Raw genomic sequence first — 17199 nt, 5'->3', positions numbered from 1 at the left:
TTAGGCAGATAATCCAAATTAAAGCATAGAATAACATCCCTAAGAGCTCAGAGCCTATAAGATGGCTCTGAGCTTATATTATCTGCGTTTCGGGAAAAAGCTTATAAAGACACCAGGCAGCAGGCCGTATTTTTTATTATCCTTTGTATGCTTTCTGCAATTCTGCAAGATCAAGTTTCTTCATTTTAAGCGTTGCCTGACTAACACGTGAAATTTGTTCCGGTGTGCTATTACTGCTCATCATCTCTTCCATAGCTTTCGGCACAATCTGCCAGGATACTCCATACTTATCTTTCAGCCAGCCACATTGCTCCGATTCAGGAACTGCAGACAGCTTCTCCCAGTAGTAATCAATCTCTTCTTGTGTGTCACAATATACCATAAATGAGATTGCCTCGTTGAAACTGAATTCATGATTTCTCGCACTGTCCATTGCAGTAAACCACTGATCCTCAAGCATGAAATCAGAAAACATGAGGCTTCCTTCTTTATCAGGTTCCATGCCCTGAGGGTAGCGGGCAATGTTACCCAGCTTTGCGTTTTTAAATACAGATAAATAAAAATTAAGCGCCTCTTCTGCTTTGCCGCATTTATCACCGGCAAACATTAGCGACCGCACGATCGCGGGCCGTTCTTTCCCCTCTGGGTTGGTAAGGATTAACTGCCACGACAAACCATACTTATCTTGAATCCAGCCATACCTTTCACTGAATGGATACTTATCCATTGGCATTAATACTTTGCCGCCTTCGGACAATTTGTTCCAGACCTCATCAATTTTTGATCTCGCGTCTTTATCTCGTGATGGGTCGAAATTTACCATGAAAGACATCATCGGATTGAAGTTGAAATAAGGCCCTGCGCTTATTGCTAGGAACTTCTGTCCCCACAACTCAAAAGAAACTAAATGGGAGTCGCCTGATGGTGTTTCTTGGAGTGTGGTTTTACTTAAAATTTTTGAGTGCGGAAATATGGAAGTATAAAACTCTGCTGCTTCACTCGCCTCCTTGTCATACCACAAATGTGGAATGAGATTATGTTTTGTTTTTGTCATACTATTCCTCCTGTTTTTTGACGTTTTATTAATTTTACCATTTTGCCTTTCTTGTGATTTCTTATAGATTGCTATTATCAAACACAGCTCCTCTATTTAGAAGCCTCCATAAGTAAAAAAGGTCTTATTTAGAGAATCGTTAGCAATAGGTAAATGTTTGAAATTATTTCCATCTTTTGCCCTTGCTCCACGCTGAACATGCTAACTTCCATTCGAAAAAAGTAAGCATAAGCATATTCATCTTCCCCAAATGTATAAAATTCTTAATTTAAAGGGATTTTATAAGATAGGTGATAGCTTTTGTAAGGGGGCCTAACTATGAAAAAAATTGAAAGTGAAAAAGTGGAGTCAGATATAACAACACATGGCGTAAATCCATACAACGTCGTGAAATCATTACTTAAAGAATCGGTGAACAGACTGGGGTATAATGAAAATATTTATCATGTGCTTAAAAAACCAATGCGAATGCTTGAAGTGTCGATTCCGGTACGAATGGATAATGGAACCTTAGAAAACTTTACAGGTTATCGTGCGCAACACATTGATATATTGGGCCCTACCAAAGGTGGGATCCGCTTCCACCCTTTAGTAAATATTGATGAAGTAAAGGCTTTGTCCATCTGGATGTCTTTAAAGTCTGCCATCCTCGATCTACCTCTAGGGGGAGGAAAAGGTGGAGTCATTGTGGATCCGGAAAAATTATCAGAACGGGAACTTGAAACGTTAAGCCGGACGTACATCCGGAAAATAACGCCGATCATCGGTCCACAAAAGGATATTCCAGCACCGGATGTCAATACAAACCCTGAGGTGATGGGTTGGATGATTGATGAGTTCGATCAGCTCCGTGGGTACAATATACCGGGCATGTTAACAGGAAAGCCTATCATCATCGGTGGCTCACTAGGCAGATTAGAAGCAACCGGCCGGGGGGTCGTCCTTACCATCCGGGAAGCTGCCAAAGTCCTGGATATGGAATTGGATAAAACAACTGTAGCTATTCAGGGATTCGGAAATGTCGGAAGCATGACAGCTAAATTTTTGCATGAATTAGGTGTCAAAATCGTTGCGGTGACAGATGCCAAAGGTGGAATTTATCGTGAGGAAGGTTTAAATATCCCTGACTTGCTTGAGTTTGTTAAAAACAAAGAGAATTATGCGTCTGATTATACAGATGCTGAACCGATAACGAATGAAAAAATGTTCAGCCTTCCTGTCGATATTCTCATACCAGCCGCGGTGGAAAACCAAATTACGAAAGATAACGCCCCGTCTATTCAGGCAAAGGTGGTAGCAGAAGCAGCTAACGGGCCGACTACACCAGAAGGAGACAAGATCCTCGAAGGGAAAGGAGTATTCGTTATCCCGGATATCCTTTGCAATGCGGGTGGCGTAACTGTCTCCTACTTTGAATGGGTTCAAAACTCCATGAATTACTATTGGAAAGAAGAAGAAATCAACCAAAAGCTTGAGGAGAAAATGTTGTTCGGATTTGATACCGTCTTCAAAATGCGTGAAGAAAAACAATGCTTCATGAGAGATGCGGCCTATATGGTCGGTATTAACCATCTGGTGAAAGCCATGCATGCCCGTGGGTGGATCAAAGATTCCGATTTATCAGAAGGATGACGCTACAACACTGGACTTCCCCTGAACTATTTTGTCCAGGGGAAGTTTATTATTTCAGCTAAAAAGATAGGCATTCCTGTCAGATAATCATGAAAAAAGATGACTTCTGTATAGGTCCAGAAATCATCTATAAAAATAATCAACTTTTTTCATTTAAATTGATACCAACGAACTTCACTTCCGTCATATCTTCCACCGCATATTTGACGCCTTCTTTCCCAATTCCACTTTTCTTTACGCCGCCATATGGATGATTATCCTGCCGGTAAGTCGATATTTCATTGATCCAGACCCCGCCCATTTCCAATTGGTCCGCCACACGAAGGGCCCTGTTGAGATCATTCGTGAAAACCCCCGCCTGCAGGCCATAAATCGAGTCATTCGACATCCTCACAACCTCTTCTTCTGTATCAAAAGGTATGACGGACACGATGGGTGCGAACACTTCTTCTGCGATCACTTTCATATCATTGTTTACATTGGTCATAATCGTCGGGGACAAAAAAGCCCCCTTTTGTTCGCCGCCAGTTTCAATCGTTGCTCCTTTGTGAACAGCATCATCAATCCACGTTTTGGCTCTCTTTGCCTCTTCCTCATTGATCATTGGTCCGAACTCTGTCGTTTCTTCCATTGGATCCCCAACAGCCAAGGATTTCGTTTGCCTGATATATTCTTTTAAAAAAGCATCATATATCGATTGATGGACATAGATACGCTGAGCGGAGATACATACCTGACCCGAGAAAACAAAAGCACCTCTGACTAAATCAGCTGCCACGTGCCCAATTTCGATGTCGTCAAATACGATATTCGGAGAATTGGAACCTAATTCCAGGGTCACCTTTTTAAAACCTGCTTTTTCAAGGATGCCTCTCCCAACAGGAAGGCTCCCCGTAAACGTCACTTTATGGATCTTATCATGTTTGACAAGCGGGTCACCTACTACTTCACCACGCCCCATGATTAAGTGAAGTGCTCCTGGAGGCAGTCCAGCCTCAAAGAACAATTTAACGAGCCTGTAAGCGGAAACTGGCGTCTTCTCTGCCGGTTTGTAGATGACGGTATTTCCAGCCGCGATTGCTGGAGCTATTTTATGAAGCGATAAATTTAACGGAAAGTTAAAGGGAGTAATCGCGGCCACGACACCGAGTGGCTCGCGCTTCGTAAACCCTAACCGGTTTTCACCGCCAATGGCAGCATCCATCGGGATCACTTCACTGCTGATATGCTTCGCATGTTCAGAGGCGAACCTTAGCACCTGGATAGAACGCTCCACTTCACCGAGACTATGTTTGAAGGGCTTTCCTGCTTCTTTTGTGATGGTTTCGGCAAACGATGCTTTTCTTTCCTCAAGTAAATCTGCCGTTTTTCGGAGAATATCCGATCGCTCGTAGGCAGGCATTTTCTTCATTTGATCATGAAAGGTAGCGAAACCTTGATTAATCGCCTGATCCAAATCATCTACATTTGCTAATACGACCTCCGCAACCTCTTCCTGATTATATGGATTTCGGACCGTCATCATTTCCCGGTTCGCTTCCTTGAGCTCCTCCCCATTGATAATGGAATTAATTCTCATATTCACACACCCCCTTCACAATGAATGTTCCGCAACATTTCCGTCAATTTCATGTTTTCGCTATAGTCTACCTGACAATCGATCAGTACTGGTTTGTTAAGACTGATTGCTTTTTCCAATCCAGGTTTCAATTCAGCTGTTTTTTCTATTCGCATCGCTTCAAACCCATAAGACTCAGCCAGTTTGACAAAGTCCGGATTCCCAAAACTGATATGGGACGGACGGTCGAATTTTTTTAGCTGATGCCATTCGATCAGCCCATAGCCATCGTCTCTCCAAAGCAAAATGATAATGGGAAGGTTCAGCCTGACCGCTGTTTCTAACTCTGCGCCTGTCATCTGGAAGCTTCCATCGCCACAAACAGCAACCACATTCCGGTCTGGATGCACGAGTTTTGCCGCAATCGCTCCAGGGACAGCTACTCCCATCGAAGCGAGACCATTTGAGATGAGGCAAGTGTTTGGAAGAACCGTGTGGTACATTCTGGCCATCCACATTTTATGGGCCCCGACATCCGATATAGCAATATCTTCATCTCTGAGGACTTCACGGAGGTCATAGATTATTTTTTGTGGTTTAACAGGGAAACTTTCATCTTCCTTAAAACTCTCCAGTTCCTCAAGGGCCGACTTCCTGATCGATTCAAACCAGTTGTCATCGCTATCCCGATCAGGTATGACGTTCAAAAGCTTTCTTAGGCTCTGAGCGATATCACCGACCACATTCAAAGCGACAGGGTAATGGGAATCTATTTCCGCTTCTTCGGTATCCACGTGCAGGACAGGGGTCGCTGCTTCTGGATTCCAATTTTCCGGAGGTGTTTCTGCCATATCCATACCGATAGTAATGATTAAATCCGCTTGCTGGAATCCGCATGTGATATAATCTTTCCCGCTGATTCCTGCCGTCAGTAAACTTAATTCATTTTTCCAGGAAATCGCCCCTTTTCCCATAAATGAATGAACGACAGGGATATTCATCTGTGAAACAAAATTCTGTAAATCTTCCGTTGCGTGACCCCGGGTTACTCCATTTCCGGCCAGGATAAGCGGGTGATCAGCCTTGGAAATGAGGGAAGCAGCCTCTTCAATGACTTCATCCTTTGCGATCGATAAAGTATGTCCGGTCACTGGCAATGGCGATTCATCCACTTCCATGCCGGCAACATCTTCGGGAAGATCGATATGAGTCGCTCCAGGCTTTTCCTGAATCGCCAGTTGATAGGCTTTCCTGATAACTTCAGGTACAATTTCTCCTGTTTTAATTTGTGCATTCCATTTCGTCACAGGTTCAAAAATATCAACAAGATCATAATACTGATGCGATATTTTATGCTGGCGATTCAATCCCGCCTGTCCAGTGATGGCGATCAACGGACAATGATCCATATTGGCATTAGCCACCCCTGTCAACAAATTGGTCGCCCCAGGTCCTAACGTCGCTAAACAAACGCCCGGCTTCCCTGTCAGTCTTCCATAAGTTCCTGCCATAAAAGCAGCGCTTGTTTCATGACGGGTCACAATGAACTCAATTTCTGAATCAACCAGTGCATCCATCAAATCGATATTCTCTTCACCAGGCACCCCGAAAATATACTCTACTCCTTCATTCTCGAGGCATTTCACAAGCAATTGTGCAACATTCATGTCAATCCCCTTCCGCCTTAGTATTCACCCACAGCTTATTTTGTGAAGAATATCCTTTTTTATTAAAAATCTTGCTGTTAACAATTCTTTTATCACATCAGCGGGGAAAACCAGGAGGGATTACGAGAAGAACGGAATAAAAGGCAGGGAATTTCCAAGGGACGTTATGCATGTGAGGTAGAAAATACTCAGCTGTATTTGGGATTTAGTTCATGTATGAAATGGCAGTATATTTTTTGCATATAAAAAGACCTTCAACATATAACCAATGCATAACTCGTTACTGAAGGTCTTTTGTACTGATCGATTATTTAATTAACTTTTTTGTAGGTTTTGATACCTCTCAGACTAAGCTGGAACTAATGTTGCCTTCCCGTTGGAATCATAATAGATGCCCCCTATGTGCCGAGATCGTCAGAGCGCCCTGCTGCCAGGCGCGACCACTGGGAAGTTGGGCGGCCGTCCAGCTGAAACTGACCACCTTTAGAGCCCCAACGCTGCGGCCAGCCCTTGGGTGAATCCTCCCAGAACTCCTGACGGCCGTAGACAGTCAGGTCCAGCAGTCCGTACGACGGTGCCATCCGTTCGTTGCCACGGCCTGTGGTCCAGTAGGTCTCGTAGACTTTGTCGCCGTCCCGGAGATAACTGACCAGGATGCCGAAGTGCCGGTCAACGATCAACTGGTCCGCGGCGTCTTGGGGCACCGAGTACCAGGGAACCGTCCAGCCCATGAAGTCACGATACCGCGAGCTCTCCTCATATGGCCCCTCACAGAAAGTCGCGTAGCTGACGTCCCGCGAGTGCAGATAGGAGAGCTCGTTGATGTGAGTCGTGGAGAAGGTGCAGCCCTCGCATTGCTCCGCGGCAGGTCTGCCGGTATGCCACATGTGAAAGTAGGCGACCAGCTGGCGCCGGCCCTCGAACGTCTCGAGCAGCGTGACCGGGCCATCCGGACCGATCAGCGGGATGGACGAGTCCACCTCGACCATCGGCAGTCGACGACGGGCTGCCGCAATTGCGTCCCCTTCGCGAGTATGCTCCTTCTCTCGGATCCGCAACTCATCCAGTCTGGCCTGCCAGGTGGCCCGGTCAACCACTGGAGGCCGGGCAGAAGTTTTGTCATTTTGATTCATGTAATGATCCCCTCCCTATATTGCTTAAAACTGACCGTCAGTTTTTTGACATTTAACCTCAGCTACTTCCTATCAATTCTAACTGTCGAACCTCTTTGAGATAGCTCTTAGATTACAAATCGTTCTTTCTTGAATGGCAACAGGAATCCGATTCAAGAGAGGGATCGTATTCGTCATGACGACGAAGCCATGACTTACCGTTGCCGTCGCTGCGTCCTGATGGCTGTTCCCAATCCTCCTGCCTGCCGAGTGGGGTTAAATCGAGGTAGTTAAAGGTACCAAGTAGTAAATCCGTTCCACGGGCGTATGTCGTATACGTGTGAAAAATTCTTTCACCATCGCGAAGAAAGGTGCTAATGCCTGGCACTTCCATTGATTGTCCGGAATCAACGGGTACGCCCTTCTGTACAAGCTCATCTTTGGTCAAATAGTTATATGCGATCGGAGCGACCAATTCGTCGAGCGTAGCGTGGAAGTCATAGTTAAAATCGCTATTATAGGAGGAGTACCAAGGAATGTCCCAACTCATGCGTTCCTTGTATTGTTGGAGCTTAGAAAATGGAGCACGTGATATCAGAGCCAGTGATGTGTTGCGTGCATGCAAGTGGGAAAGATGGCCGATATTATCCGCAGCCAGCGAACAAGCAGGACAACCTGCATCCCAATCAGGGTCGAACATGAAGTGATGCACGATAAGTTGAGGCCGCCCTTCAAATAGATCAAGCAGATGTGTTTTACCCTGCGGACCCTCAAAGACATAGTCTTTATCAATCTCTACCATTGGAAGTCCGCGACGTTCAGCATTCAGCGCGTCCCGTGTCTTTGTGAATTCCTTCTCTTTGGCCAGCAGTTCCTTACGGGCCACAAGCCATTCGTCTCGGGACACAATATTGGGTAGTTGCAGATGATTTTCCTTGTTTTTCATAACTTTTCTCCTCTTCTTTTTTTAAAAGCTTATCACATACGATGGCTATGAATTTCTTCTCGATTGCTAAAAAAAAATAAAGAGGGCAACCCCTCAGGCCCCCTTAACGGATTAAAATCCAACTATATCGTTCATAACTGTTTAAGCAGTTTTACCTGATCACCATGTTGGTCTTTATCGATAACCTAAAATGAGAGTAAATCCCTTCTTTTCAAATTAGGAATGATCATCTGATTATTATTTGAATGATTGCTAAACCTACTTATATGGAGGTGATTGGTCATGGAAAAGAACCAGACCACGACAGGAACTGATGGAGGACAAGGAAGAAAAGAGAATTCGAAGTCGATGATGGAGCCAGGCTATTCCGGAACAGATCCCAACAAAGTAAAACAAGAAATTCAACAGGATGTAAGCAAAGGGATAGGGTCTATGACATCCCGTGAAGCGGGATCGATGAGAGATTAAAGGACCACTATTTTTGTGGTCTTTTATATATATACGTATAAGTAAATCCAAGGTATATTTGTTAAATGTTCAGTAAGAGAAACTTCCCCAGCCTCGTCCTGTCTGCTTAAATGGAGTAGAGAACCTTACACATTGGCTTAATTTTGGATTTCCTTATGTATTTGTACCCATATATAGCTCGTAAAAAAAGCTACCCGTTACTGGAATAAGCAAAATCACTTTAATTATGATAACGTTAAGTATGCATTTCCATTTACTTTTACAGGTTGTGACCCACAATGAACTTATTCGAAAAGTTATATACGCTGATTATATTTTCAGCAGTTGTAATCGGTATAGGTATTGGACAAGTGGAATTAATCAGGACTAATGCGGAAAGTTTTATAGTCCCTTTATTAGTAGCTATGTTATATATTACTTTCTTACAAGTTCCTATGGAAGAAATTAAAAAATCGTTTAGAAACATTACATTTTCATCCACTTCAGTCATCATTAACTTCGCCTGGACACCCATTTTAGCCTGGCTATTAGCAATGGTTTTTCTAGGAGATCATACAGCATTATACATTGGGTTTATTATGTTAATGGTAACTCCATGTACGGATTGGTACTTAATTTTCACAGGAATAGCCAAAGGAAATGTTGCTCTATCAACCGCTATCTTGCCTTTGAACTTACTCTTACAAGTGTTATTACTTCCTATCTATCTTTTGATTTTTTGCGGAACCACTGACGTCATAGAACTACGTTTCCTAGTAGAAAGTATACTAATTGTTTTGTTCATACCATTGATATTGTCCTTTCTCACCAAATGGCTTTTTAGAAACAAGCAACAATCAAGAGAAAATTTCATATCTAAACTTAGCTTATACCCCATTATTTTCCTAAGCCTTGCAATCGTTGCTATGTTCGCTTCGCAAGGACAATTATTGCTTGATAATTTAGATTTAATGTGGAAAATAATTATACCTATTCTATTATTTTTTATAGTTAATTTATTTGTCAGTCAAAAGGTTGGGCAGCTCATGAGGTTCCCGAACTCCGACAGAGTAAGTTTGAGCTTAACTACTTTAGCCAGAAATTCTCCAATCGCTTTAGCAATTGCTGTGACCGCATTTCCAGACCAGCCTTTAATAGCCTTAGTTTTAGTTATTGGTCCATTATTAGAATTGCCTATCTTAGCAATCGTTACGCAGTTTCTATTATTTATTTCTAACTCTAAATATAAACACAAGGAAAGCACACATTAAAAACTGATGTGTGCTTTTGTATTAAGTTAACCTGCCTTGTCGCCCTACAATAGGATACCCCTTAATTTCTCCCTTTTTTATTACTATTCCCTTCACTAAGCTGCAAAGAGTAAATCTTAGCTGCGAATTTCAACATATCTATTAAAACTCCTGAAATTAATGATACGAAAAATATCACAAAATTATTTGTCACTAAAAATAAAAGAATTCCAATACCACCTAATATGATGGTTATAAGAAATAATTCTATGTAGGCCTCGTACGATAGCTTTCCCTTCACAATATCCTCTCCCATAATTTCAATTTTGCATCTTGTCTTTTAAGCAATCACCATACTGCCTTTTTTATGTATGATAAATTTTATTTTAGCTTATAATTTAACACACTATGGCCCTGAAGTTTTTCTCCATCTTTCCATAAGAATTGAACGGCATATTGTTTTCCGATTTCTTCTTCGCTAACTTGTATGTTTAATGTAGAACTATCTGTGTTAATATTTTCTTTACTGATTTCCTCTCCTAAACTGTTTACACGAATTAAGTTAACTTCGGATGGAATTGGTTTCATGGTTCTCCAGTCAATTAAAATTCTGTCACCAGCTTCTACCTCACCAGAGTGAATATCCGGGTAATTATAGGTCCTATTATCATCACAATCTCGCCAACATACTTCTTGATAACTATTATCTAAAATTATATCTGGAGCCTTCGAACTTATTTTCTTTATAGAAGGAATTTCTGTGTGAAATTCCGCATCCGCTTCTTCCTCATTCTGTTTTTCTGTTGTTAGTGGAACTTCAGCATTCTGTGTTTTGGTTTCAGGTTCATTTACCTGACTTCCCTTTCCTTGCTCTGCCTCCAGGCAACCGGAAAGAATGAAAATTATTGATAATATCAATGTAAAAGATAGCGCTATTTTTTTCATTTTTTCTCCCCCTTGATTTATATAGACTGAAATGTGTTTCGGTTTCAAAAAATTTTAATTCTAATTCATCATTCATGCAACGTTACCACATAAAGCGATAGCCACTGTGCAGCTATCGCCCCCTTAACAAGATGAATTGATTTTGAGATAACCTGCAGCAAACCTTTTACCTAAAGCCCATCTGGATTTTCTAGTTTCATGCTGACAATTTAAAATTAAATCTGGATCGCAATAGTTCTTGCCATGAATAAAGAATCGAAAATCACGAATAATACAGTTGTATCTACAATTGTACTTACAAGTGAAGGTGATGAAAGAGTGGACTTTTGGCTGAAAAAAAATTTACTTCTAATGATCAGGGCATTGTACTTTTGTATGGAAGAACAGTGGGCTGAACTGGGTAGGCGGTATAATATCACTCCTGCTCAGCAGCATATTTTATTTTTACTCTCGATCAATCAAAATGTTCTTTCGCCTTCAGAAATAGGGGAGTTAGGATGCTGGCATAGTTCTACTGTTACAAGACTGTTGAAACCTCTAAAGGAGCGAGGCATGATTCGGATAGGGATTGATAAGAAGAAACCAAGGTACAAAAAAGTAGAGATTACATTGGAAGGAAGCGTTTTGCTGAAACAACTGGTAGACGCTGTTGCAGACATGGAAAATTTCCCCTGCGATATCAGCTGTCTCTCGAAAGAAGAAGTGGTCAATTTCCTGGCCTATGCCCAAAAAATTCTGGATGTACACAAAGGTGAACCATTCAAACAAAAGGTTATTAATGGGAGAATAGGATTGTGTGAATGTACAGAAGAAGCAGTTGATTATCAAATATAAAGAAGTGATCCCTATGTTCCTGAATATTATAGTTGGTACAATGATCCCCTGGATTATCTGTATTTACTTCTTTACAAAAGAACCGCGTTTGGTTATCCTGCTTTTTCCGGTGGGTGCCACGATCGCGTTTTTAATAAATGATTTAGGTCAGGTATTTTTTTGGACTGTAACCCCTGACTATCTAAATCCTTCTTTATCAATCGTCCCTTATAACATCGGCTACTATCCGATGTTAGCAATCATTTTCGCTTATGTGCTGATAAAGAGTAGAATTCGTCCGGTCTATCTGGTTTTTTTGTTTACTTTAGCAGCATCATGTATGGAATATATTGGTTTGGTTGCTGGTAAGGTTGATTACCATTCTGGATGGAACATTTTGTTGACCGCATTAACTTATCCTATCGGATTTATCCTTTGTATACTGTATATCAAACTTTCGTACTACTATCGTTTACTGGCATAAAAATACTGGGATATAACCGAATATTTTGTTTTTGAGAGCAGACCGATTATAGATTTTCATTCACGGTACTCCATCAACCAGCAATCTTTATATTCACCTTCATGAAGTTCACGACTTGGGAGCAGTTTAACTTTTTTAAACCCACACTTCTCATAGCATTTAATAGCCCTCGTATTTCTTGTTTGGGGATCCATCACTACTCTGGCTGCCTTTTTATGCTCCATTAGGAAATTAACCATAGATGAAACAAGTAATGTTCCTATCCCTTTATTCCAATATTCTACTTCACCAATGAATTGGTCTGTTCCATACACATGTTCGTTCTCATATCCATATTCTTTTTTCGTTTCCTCATCTAATTGATAAAATTGAATATATCCTATTTCGTTACTATCAAACTCAACGATACATTTATCTACAACATCTTGAGGTGCATAAAAGACTTTATTTACTCTGGCTAAATCAAAAGGATTGTCCCTTCCTTCATAAAACTCAAGAACCGACGGGTCTGAAAGCCATTTCGCTAACAGGTGATCATCTTTTTCTTCCAACTTTCTAACTTTTAAATATCCGTTTTGAAACAACTTAATCCCCCACGATCTACTTAAAAGACTATAACCTCACTTTAAAAACTCTTATTCCTCAGCTCTATGTATTATTTACGAAGGATAAAGGCACCCACTTCTAAATGGATGCCCAAATGAAATAATAGAAAATTGATTTTTAATTGTTATTTCCGCAAAATCTTCTCCATCGCTTTTCCCTTTGCTAACTCATCGACCAGCTTATCCAAGTAGCGAATTTCCTGCATCGTTGGTTCTTCTATGTCTCCCACTCTGACACCGCAGACCACACCTTTGATCATATTCCGTGAAGGATTCAGTTGGGGAGCTTCCGCAAAAAAGTCCTCAAAGTTTGTCTGCTTTTCCAGTTGAGCTCCTAACTCTTCCTGGCTATATCCTGTCAACCAACGGATGATTTCATCAACTTCTGCTTTTGAACGCCCTTTTTTCTCCGCCTTCGTAACATAATGGGGATAGACACTTGCGACACTCATTGTATAGATCTTATGTTTGGTCATGGTACACCCTCCCTTTCCTATATTATTTATAATTTTTATCCAATTATATCATTCGAATGAACATCCTTACGTAATTGCTTCTATTATGTATTGGCAGACTGCAGGATACTTCATGTTCTGAGTATTTACCTTATTTTATCCATCGGTTATCCCCTGTTTAAATTAAAAACGCTTATTATGGCTGACAAAATACCATTTATTACAATTCCTGCTTACCCCATCATAACAAAAAAGTGGCAAGCTTGAGCAGTTAATCGCGATTCTTATTTTACCCTGTCATTTATAACAAGTGTTTTAGAGACTGCCCCAGGTTTCATTCCCCTCCCTGTCGTTCCTTGCATAGGATATTGTTATGAATTCTTGGAAAGGAATGAAGCAAAGTGAACCAATTCCCGCCTGTATACCAATATCCTTATTACGTAAACGCCCCTATGCCCCAAAACTTCATGACGAGAAATAATCAGTATGTTCCTGAAACGTTACGGGCCGCGATAAAAGAGAAAGCAGAAGTCGGTGATTTTTACAGCCGATTAGCCAGCCATGCACCAAACCAGCAGCATCAACAGGTAATCCTTCGGGCTGCAGAAGAGGAAAAGCTCCACTGGAGACAACTGAACGACCTATATGTCATGCTGACCGGCAGACAGCCTGCCTGTGAAATTGAAAAGATCACTTTCGATTCCTATCAGGAAGGGTTACAAAAGGCCTGCCAGACAGAAGCGCAAAGTTATGAAACAAACCGTCAAAGCTATGCCTCTTATCAGCACTCCCCATTCTCTAAAATATTTTGGAGAGCTTGTCATGATGATGCCAGACATGCGGAGAAGTTCCATACCTTAAGCGAGGAAACAAGGGTGGTGCTGAAAGATTATGGCACCGAACCATTTGTAGTGGATATCGAAGAGGCTACGCTGCAAAACGATACATTCCGGACCGCCTTATGGACAGGCGAAAACCTGCAGGTGACCTTGATGACCATCGGGGTAGGGGATGACATCGGTCTGGAAGTCCATCCGGATGTCGACCAGTTTTTACGAATCGAGCAAGGTGAGGGACTGGTTCAAATGGGAGACAGTGCGGACCAGTTAGACTTTGAAGAAAACGTAGAGGATGACTATGCCATCATGGTACCTGCTGGTAAATGGCACAACCTGACCAATACAGGGGATGAACCGCTTAAGCTTTACACCATCTATGCGCCACCGGAGCATCCATTTGGTACCGTTCATGAAACGAAAGCAGACGCATTGGCTGCTGAAGAGTGAATAATCAGTTAAAAGAAGTGCCTGCCCTCCTTGTCAATTTGACTCGTAGGGCAGGCTTTTTTCTCATCGATTCAATAAAATGCTTCTTTTAACATACGTTATAGTATGACGCTGCTTTTTGCATAGTTGATTTTACCTATCCTCACAACTCCACTTGCATGGCAATCGAAACCTCCGCTGCAAATCCCTTTTTGCATAAAGGGGTTCTTTTTAGAACATCCTCTAAAAAAAGTACTGGAATACACCGCTGATTAAACAGGGGGAAACCACATGGACAGACCGTTGAATTTTCAAAATATCTCCCGGAATAAAATGAATTTCGATGAGGTATTTCATTACATCTATAGCTTTATGAAGAAGGAACCGATGGGTAACTATAAGCTGATGTTAGGTACGGACTCTCAAGTACACACGCATGCCACTGTTTTTATCACAGGAATCGTCATTCAACGCAAAGGCGCTGGCGTTTGGGCCTGTTTCAGGAAGGAAGTCGTAAACAGACAAATGCATGTACTCGGTGAGCGTATATCCTACGAAACTTCCTTGACAGAGGAAGTCGCCAGTCTTTTCACCGAAGAAAAAAAGACCAAACTGATCAATATCGTCCTGCCTCACATTTATAAAGGTGCCAGCTTCTCTATCGAAGGTCACATCGATATTGGCGCAGGGGAAAGAAACCGGACACGAATCTATGTAGAGGAAATGATGGCGAGGATCGAATCGCTCGGGATGGAAGCGAAAATAAAACCAGATGCAATCGTCGCAAGCGGTTACGCCAACAAATATACTAAATAAGCGAAATAAAGGTGCCTGCCCCGATTGTTACAGACAGGGCAGGCACTTTTTTATGGCAAAAGCATTACTACAAAAGTTAAACTTTCTTAAAGTATAAGAATTGAAAATGAACGGAAAGTGAACTGGTTTTCGGAGTTGCGGTGAAACTTCCGCCCTAACTGGCCTACCTTCTGACCTAACGCTACAAACTTCTGCCCTAACGGCCGAATGTTCTGTCCTAACGGAAGCATCTTCCGACTTAACACAACCAAGTTCCGCCCTAACTACTTATGGGCACAAGTTTTTATTTGCCGAGCGAATCAGCTGTGTTTTACTAATTACTGGTATAAATGTAATCTTCTATGCTATAATTCCATATAATTTCTTCACCTAGTTAAAGCGAAAAAGGAGTAAAACATATACATGAAAACATATAGTTTACCAGACATTTCTACTTATTTAGAAAGAAATTCCGAAGTAGTAACCCAATGGTTTAAAGAGCTTGAAGTGAAATTAAATCATCATGCGCTAATAGAAAATGGCGAAAAAGTTTACGATCAAAATGATTTAAAAATAGCTGCATATATCTCTGAAAAAAGGGATGAGAAACGAACATTTGAAGAAATATTCAGAAGTATCGAAGAAAAATTCCCACTCCGTCCACAAGAAGACCAGACCCTGACGGAAACAAAGACTATCGAGGAAAATGAGCAACCTTTCACCGGTATGGGGCGTGACCCGGAGACTCTCTTTTATGAGATCGCCCAGGATAATGAAGTCATTCAAATGTTCAAATATCATTCCTTACGGGTAATGTTCCTTGCCAGTTCGCTAGCCAAGCGAGCGGACTGTTATGATGAAGACCTGCGAGTTGCTTCCCTATTACATGATATCGGCAAAATGGGACTCTCTAAAAACATTTTATTAAAACCCGGGAAGCTTACCGAATTAGAGTTTACGATCATCCAAAGTCACTCGCATATCGGGAATACCATAGTACGGAAGCATCTTGGTTTAACGAGAGCAGCTAAATTTATTCGTGATCATCATGAAAGGTGGGATGGGACCGGATATCCCCGCCGCCTGGTCGGTGACGAGATTACAGTTCAGGGCCGGATCATTGGAATATGTGATGCTTTTGATACAATGACCATAGACCGGCGTAATTATAAAAAAGCGATACTTAGCTACTCCGATGCCTTTCAGGAATTACGTAAAGGCTCCTGGTCTCAATTCGACGGAAATTTGGTAACCATATTTATTGATATGATGGAAGAAATAGCAATACCGGACTATATGCTCCAGGAATTTTAGCATCCGTTTATAGTCTTTTAATCTCTTACTTCGTGTTTCTGCAATTTTATAAGGGACAGATCGCCAGCACCATGAGCTATCCCTTTTCTACATAGCATTCAAATAGTTCCTTAGTGAAAACTCCCCCGCATTTTCCATGTCAACGATCCCTCCCATACATCATATCCCAACGTGTACGTAGGTCCAGATTATTCAGCTAACTTAACCTATATGGTTCTCTTTTTTTAGAAAAAGCATTTCTGTATTAAGCATGAACTTCACTGCTGTCTCATAACTATGATGGTGGGTATGCTAAACATTGATAAAAAGGAGATGGCTTTATGTATCCGTATTACTTTTATCGCGTGAACAACTGGGGGCAAGTACTGACTTTGCTGCAGCAAAGTTTATATGCAGAACAAATGGTTTGCTCCTACACTTCCGAACTATATCACATCCCGGAAACCCAGAATTTAACGGGACTCAATGATATGCATCGTCAGCTTATTCCTGCATCTTATCATCGGGTAACCGCTACAGGATCCGCCCAGCGACTTGTAAACGGGGAACAGCAGCAGACTATTATTAATACTTTAAGCGCTTGTATTAATAATGCCGCCCAACGGGATGAAGCGGTAGACAAAGGATTACAAGTGATGGAGGAAAATATAAACGCTGAATATAAAGGAGCCGTCCAAACCGCAATGCAATGGCAGGAATATGCGAAGGCTTATTTAAGCCAGGCAAAAGAGGCGGTACAGAATATGGGGATGGCTGTCCCTGATGGAAGCGGCCAAGAGAACGGAGGGGCCAGTTATGAATGATTAGACAACCACACGTTTAAATCCTCCCCCAAAAAAGCAGGTAGTGTTTCCCCC

The 17199-nt window shown here is 41.7% G+C and carries 17 protein-coding genes; 9 read left to right on the top strand and 8 right to left on the bottom strand.

Going from position 1 to position 17199, the window contains the following annotated elements:
* Positions 1–136: 136 nt before the first annotated feature.
* Positions 137–1054 carry a VOC family protein gene (locus BLV00_RS01750; RefSeq protein ID WP_093041646.1) on the bottom strand — a complete coding sequence of 306 codons (918 nt, stop codon included), beginning with the start codon at positions 1052–1054 and terminating at the stop codon, positions 137–139.
* A 318-nt stretch (positions 1055–1372) separates the two neighbouring features.
* Here BLV00_RS01750 and BLV00_RS01745 point away from each other — a divergent pair, with 318 nt between their 5' ends.
* Positions 1373–2686, top strand: coding sequence for a Glu/Leu/Phe/Val family dehydrogenase (locus BLV00_RS01745; protein ID WP_093041643.1), 1314 nt, complete (start codon positions 1373–1375; stop codon positions 2684–2686).
* 139 nt (positions 2687–2825) lie between these two features.
* Here BLV00_RS01745 and BLV00_RS01740 read toward each other — a convergent pair whose 3' ends face one another.
* The 4 genes from BLV00_RS01740 to BLV00_RS01725 all read right to left on the bottom strand — a co-directional run bounded on the left by BLV00_RS01740 (position 2826) and on the right by BLV00_RS01725 (position 7969).
* Positions 2826–4265: an aldehyde dehydrogenase family protein gene (locus tag BLV00_RS01740; RefSeq protein WP_093041641.1), complete on the bottom strand. Its 1440-nt coding sequence runs from the start codon at positions 4263–4265 to the stop codon at positions 2826–2828.
* A 2-nt stretch (positions 4266–4267) separates the two neighbouring features.
* Positions 4268–5911: an acetolactate synthase large subunit gene (locus BLV00_RS01735; RefSeq protein ID WP_093041639.1), complete on the bottom strand. Its 1644-nt coding sequence runs from the start codon at positions 5909–5911 to the stop codon at positions 4268–4270.
* A 398-nt stretch (positions 5912–6309) separates the two neighbouring features.
* Positions 6310–7044 (bottom strand): DUF899 family protein, encoded by a 735-nt coding sequence (locus BLV00_RS01730; RefSeq protein WP_093041636.1) that lies wholly within the window; start codon positions 7042–7044, stop codon positions 6310–6312.
* Between the two features lie 112 nt (positions 7045–7156).
* Entirely contained in the window at positions 7157–7969 is an 813-nt protein-coding gene (locus BLV00_RS01725; protein ID WP_093041634.1) for a DUF899 domain-containing protein, read from the bottom strand.
* Between the two features lie 282 nt (positions 7970–8251).
* On the opposite strand from BLV00_RS01725, the gene BLV00_RS01720 reads away from it, so the two are divergent.
* Positions 8252–8437: a hypothetical protein gene (locus BLV00_RS01720; RefSeq protein ID WP_093041631.1), complete on the top strand. Its 186-nt coding sequence runs from the start codon at positions 8252–8254 to the stop codon at positions 8435–8437.
* Between the two features lie 278 nt (positions 8438–8715).
* Positions 8716–9687: an arsenic resistance protein gene (locus BLV00_RS01715; RefSeq protein ID WP_093041628.1), complete on the top strand. Its 972-nt coding sequence runs from the start codon at positions 8716–8718 to the stop codon at positions 9685–9687.
* Between the two features lie 360 nt (positions 9688–10047).
* Here BLV00_RS01715 and BLV00_RS01705 read toward each other — a convergent pair whose 3' ends face one another.
* The gene (locus tag BLV00_RS01705) at positions 10048–10611 is read right to left on the bottom strand and encodes a hypothetical protein (protein WP_093041622.1); all 564 of its coding nucleotides are present in this window, start codon (positions 10609–10611) and stop codon (positions 10048–10050) included.
* 243 nt (positions 10612–10854) lie between these two features.
* Between BLV00_RS01705 and BLV00_RS01700 the strand changes: the two genes are divergently transcribed.
* Both BLV00_RS01700 and BLV00_RS01695 read left to right on the top strand, forming a co-directional pair.
* Positions 10855–11445, top strand: a complete 591-nt coding sequence (locus tag BLV00_RS01700) for a MarR family winged helix-turn-helix transcriptional regulator (RefSeq protein ID WP_143030662.1) — start codon at positions 10855–10857, stop codon at positions 11443–11445.
* On the top strand, positions 11408–11908 hold the full coding sequence (locus BLV00_RS01695; protein WP_093041616.1) for a hypothetical protein: 501 nt from the start codon (positions 11408–11410) through the stop codon (positions 11906–11908). Before BLV00_RS01700 ends, BLV00_RS01695 begins: the two co-directional genes overlap by 38 nt.
* Positions 11909–11964: 56 nt before the next feature.
* Here BLV00_RS01695 and BLV00_RS01690 read toward each other — a convergent pair whose 3' ends face one another.
* Both BLV00_RS01690 and BLV00_RS01685 read right to left on the bottom strand, forming a co-directional pair.
* Entirely contained in the window at positions 11965–12492 is a 528-nt protein-coding gene (locus BLV00_RS01690; RefSeq protein WP_425441627.1) for a GNAT family N-acetyltransferase, read from the bottom strand.
* A 146-nt stretch (positions 12493–12638) separates the two neighbouring features.
* Entirely contained in the window at positions 12639–12989 is a 351-nt protein-coding gene (locus BLV00_RS01685) for a DUF2200 domain-containing protein (protein ID WP_093041610.1), read from the bottom strand.
* Positions 12990–13435: 446 nt separating this feature from the next.
* Between BLV00_RS01685 and BLV00_RS01680 the strand changes: the two genes are divergently transcribed.
* The 4 genes from BLV00_RS01680 (at position 13436) to BLV00_RS01665 (ending at position 17145) form a co-directional block, all read left to right on the top strand.
* Complete coding sequence (locus BLV00_RS01680) at positions 13436–14254, top strand: cupin domain-containing protein (RefSeq protein ID WP_093041966.1); 819 nt, start codon at positions 13436–13438, stop codon at positions 14252–14254.
* A gap of 270 nt (positions 14255–14524) precedes the next feature.
* The gene (locus BLV00_RS01675; protein ID WP_093041607.1) at positions 14525–15049 is read left to right on the top strand and encodes a ribonuclease H-like YkuK family protein; all 525 of its coding nucleotides are present in this window, start codon (positions 14525–14527) and stop codon (positions 15047–15049) included.
* Positions 15050–15451: 402 nt separating this feature from the next.
* A complete protein-coding gene (locus BLV00_RS01670; protein WP_245728725.1) occupies positions 15452–16342 on the top strand; it encodes an HD-GYP domain-containing protein in 891 nt (296 codons plus the stop codon).
* Positions 16343–16662: 320 nt separating this feature from the next.
* The gene (locus BLV00_RS01665; RefSeq protein ID WP_093041604.1) at positions 16663–17145 is read left to right on the top strand and encodes a hypothetical protein; all 483 of its coding nucleotides are present in this window, start codon (positions 16663–16665) and stop codon (positions 17143–17145) included.
* The last annotated feature ends 54 nt before the right edge of the window (positions 17146–17199 follow it).

Origin of the sequence: Thalassobacillus cyri (assembly GCF_900107755.1) — a bacterium.
GTDB classification, from domain to species: domain Bacteria; phylum Bacillota; class Bacilli; order Bacillales; family Halobacillaceae; genus Thalassobacillus; species Thalassobacillus cyri.
The sequence above is the reverse complement of the archived record's forward strand: the minus strand, read 5'-3'. Positions and strand labels throughout refer to the sequence as shown.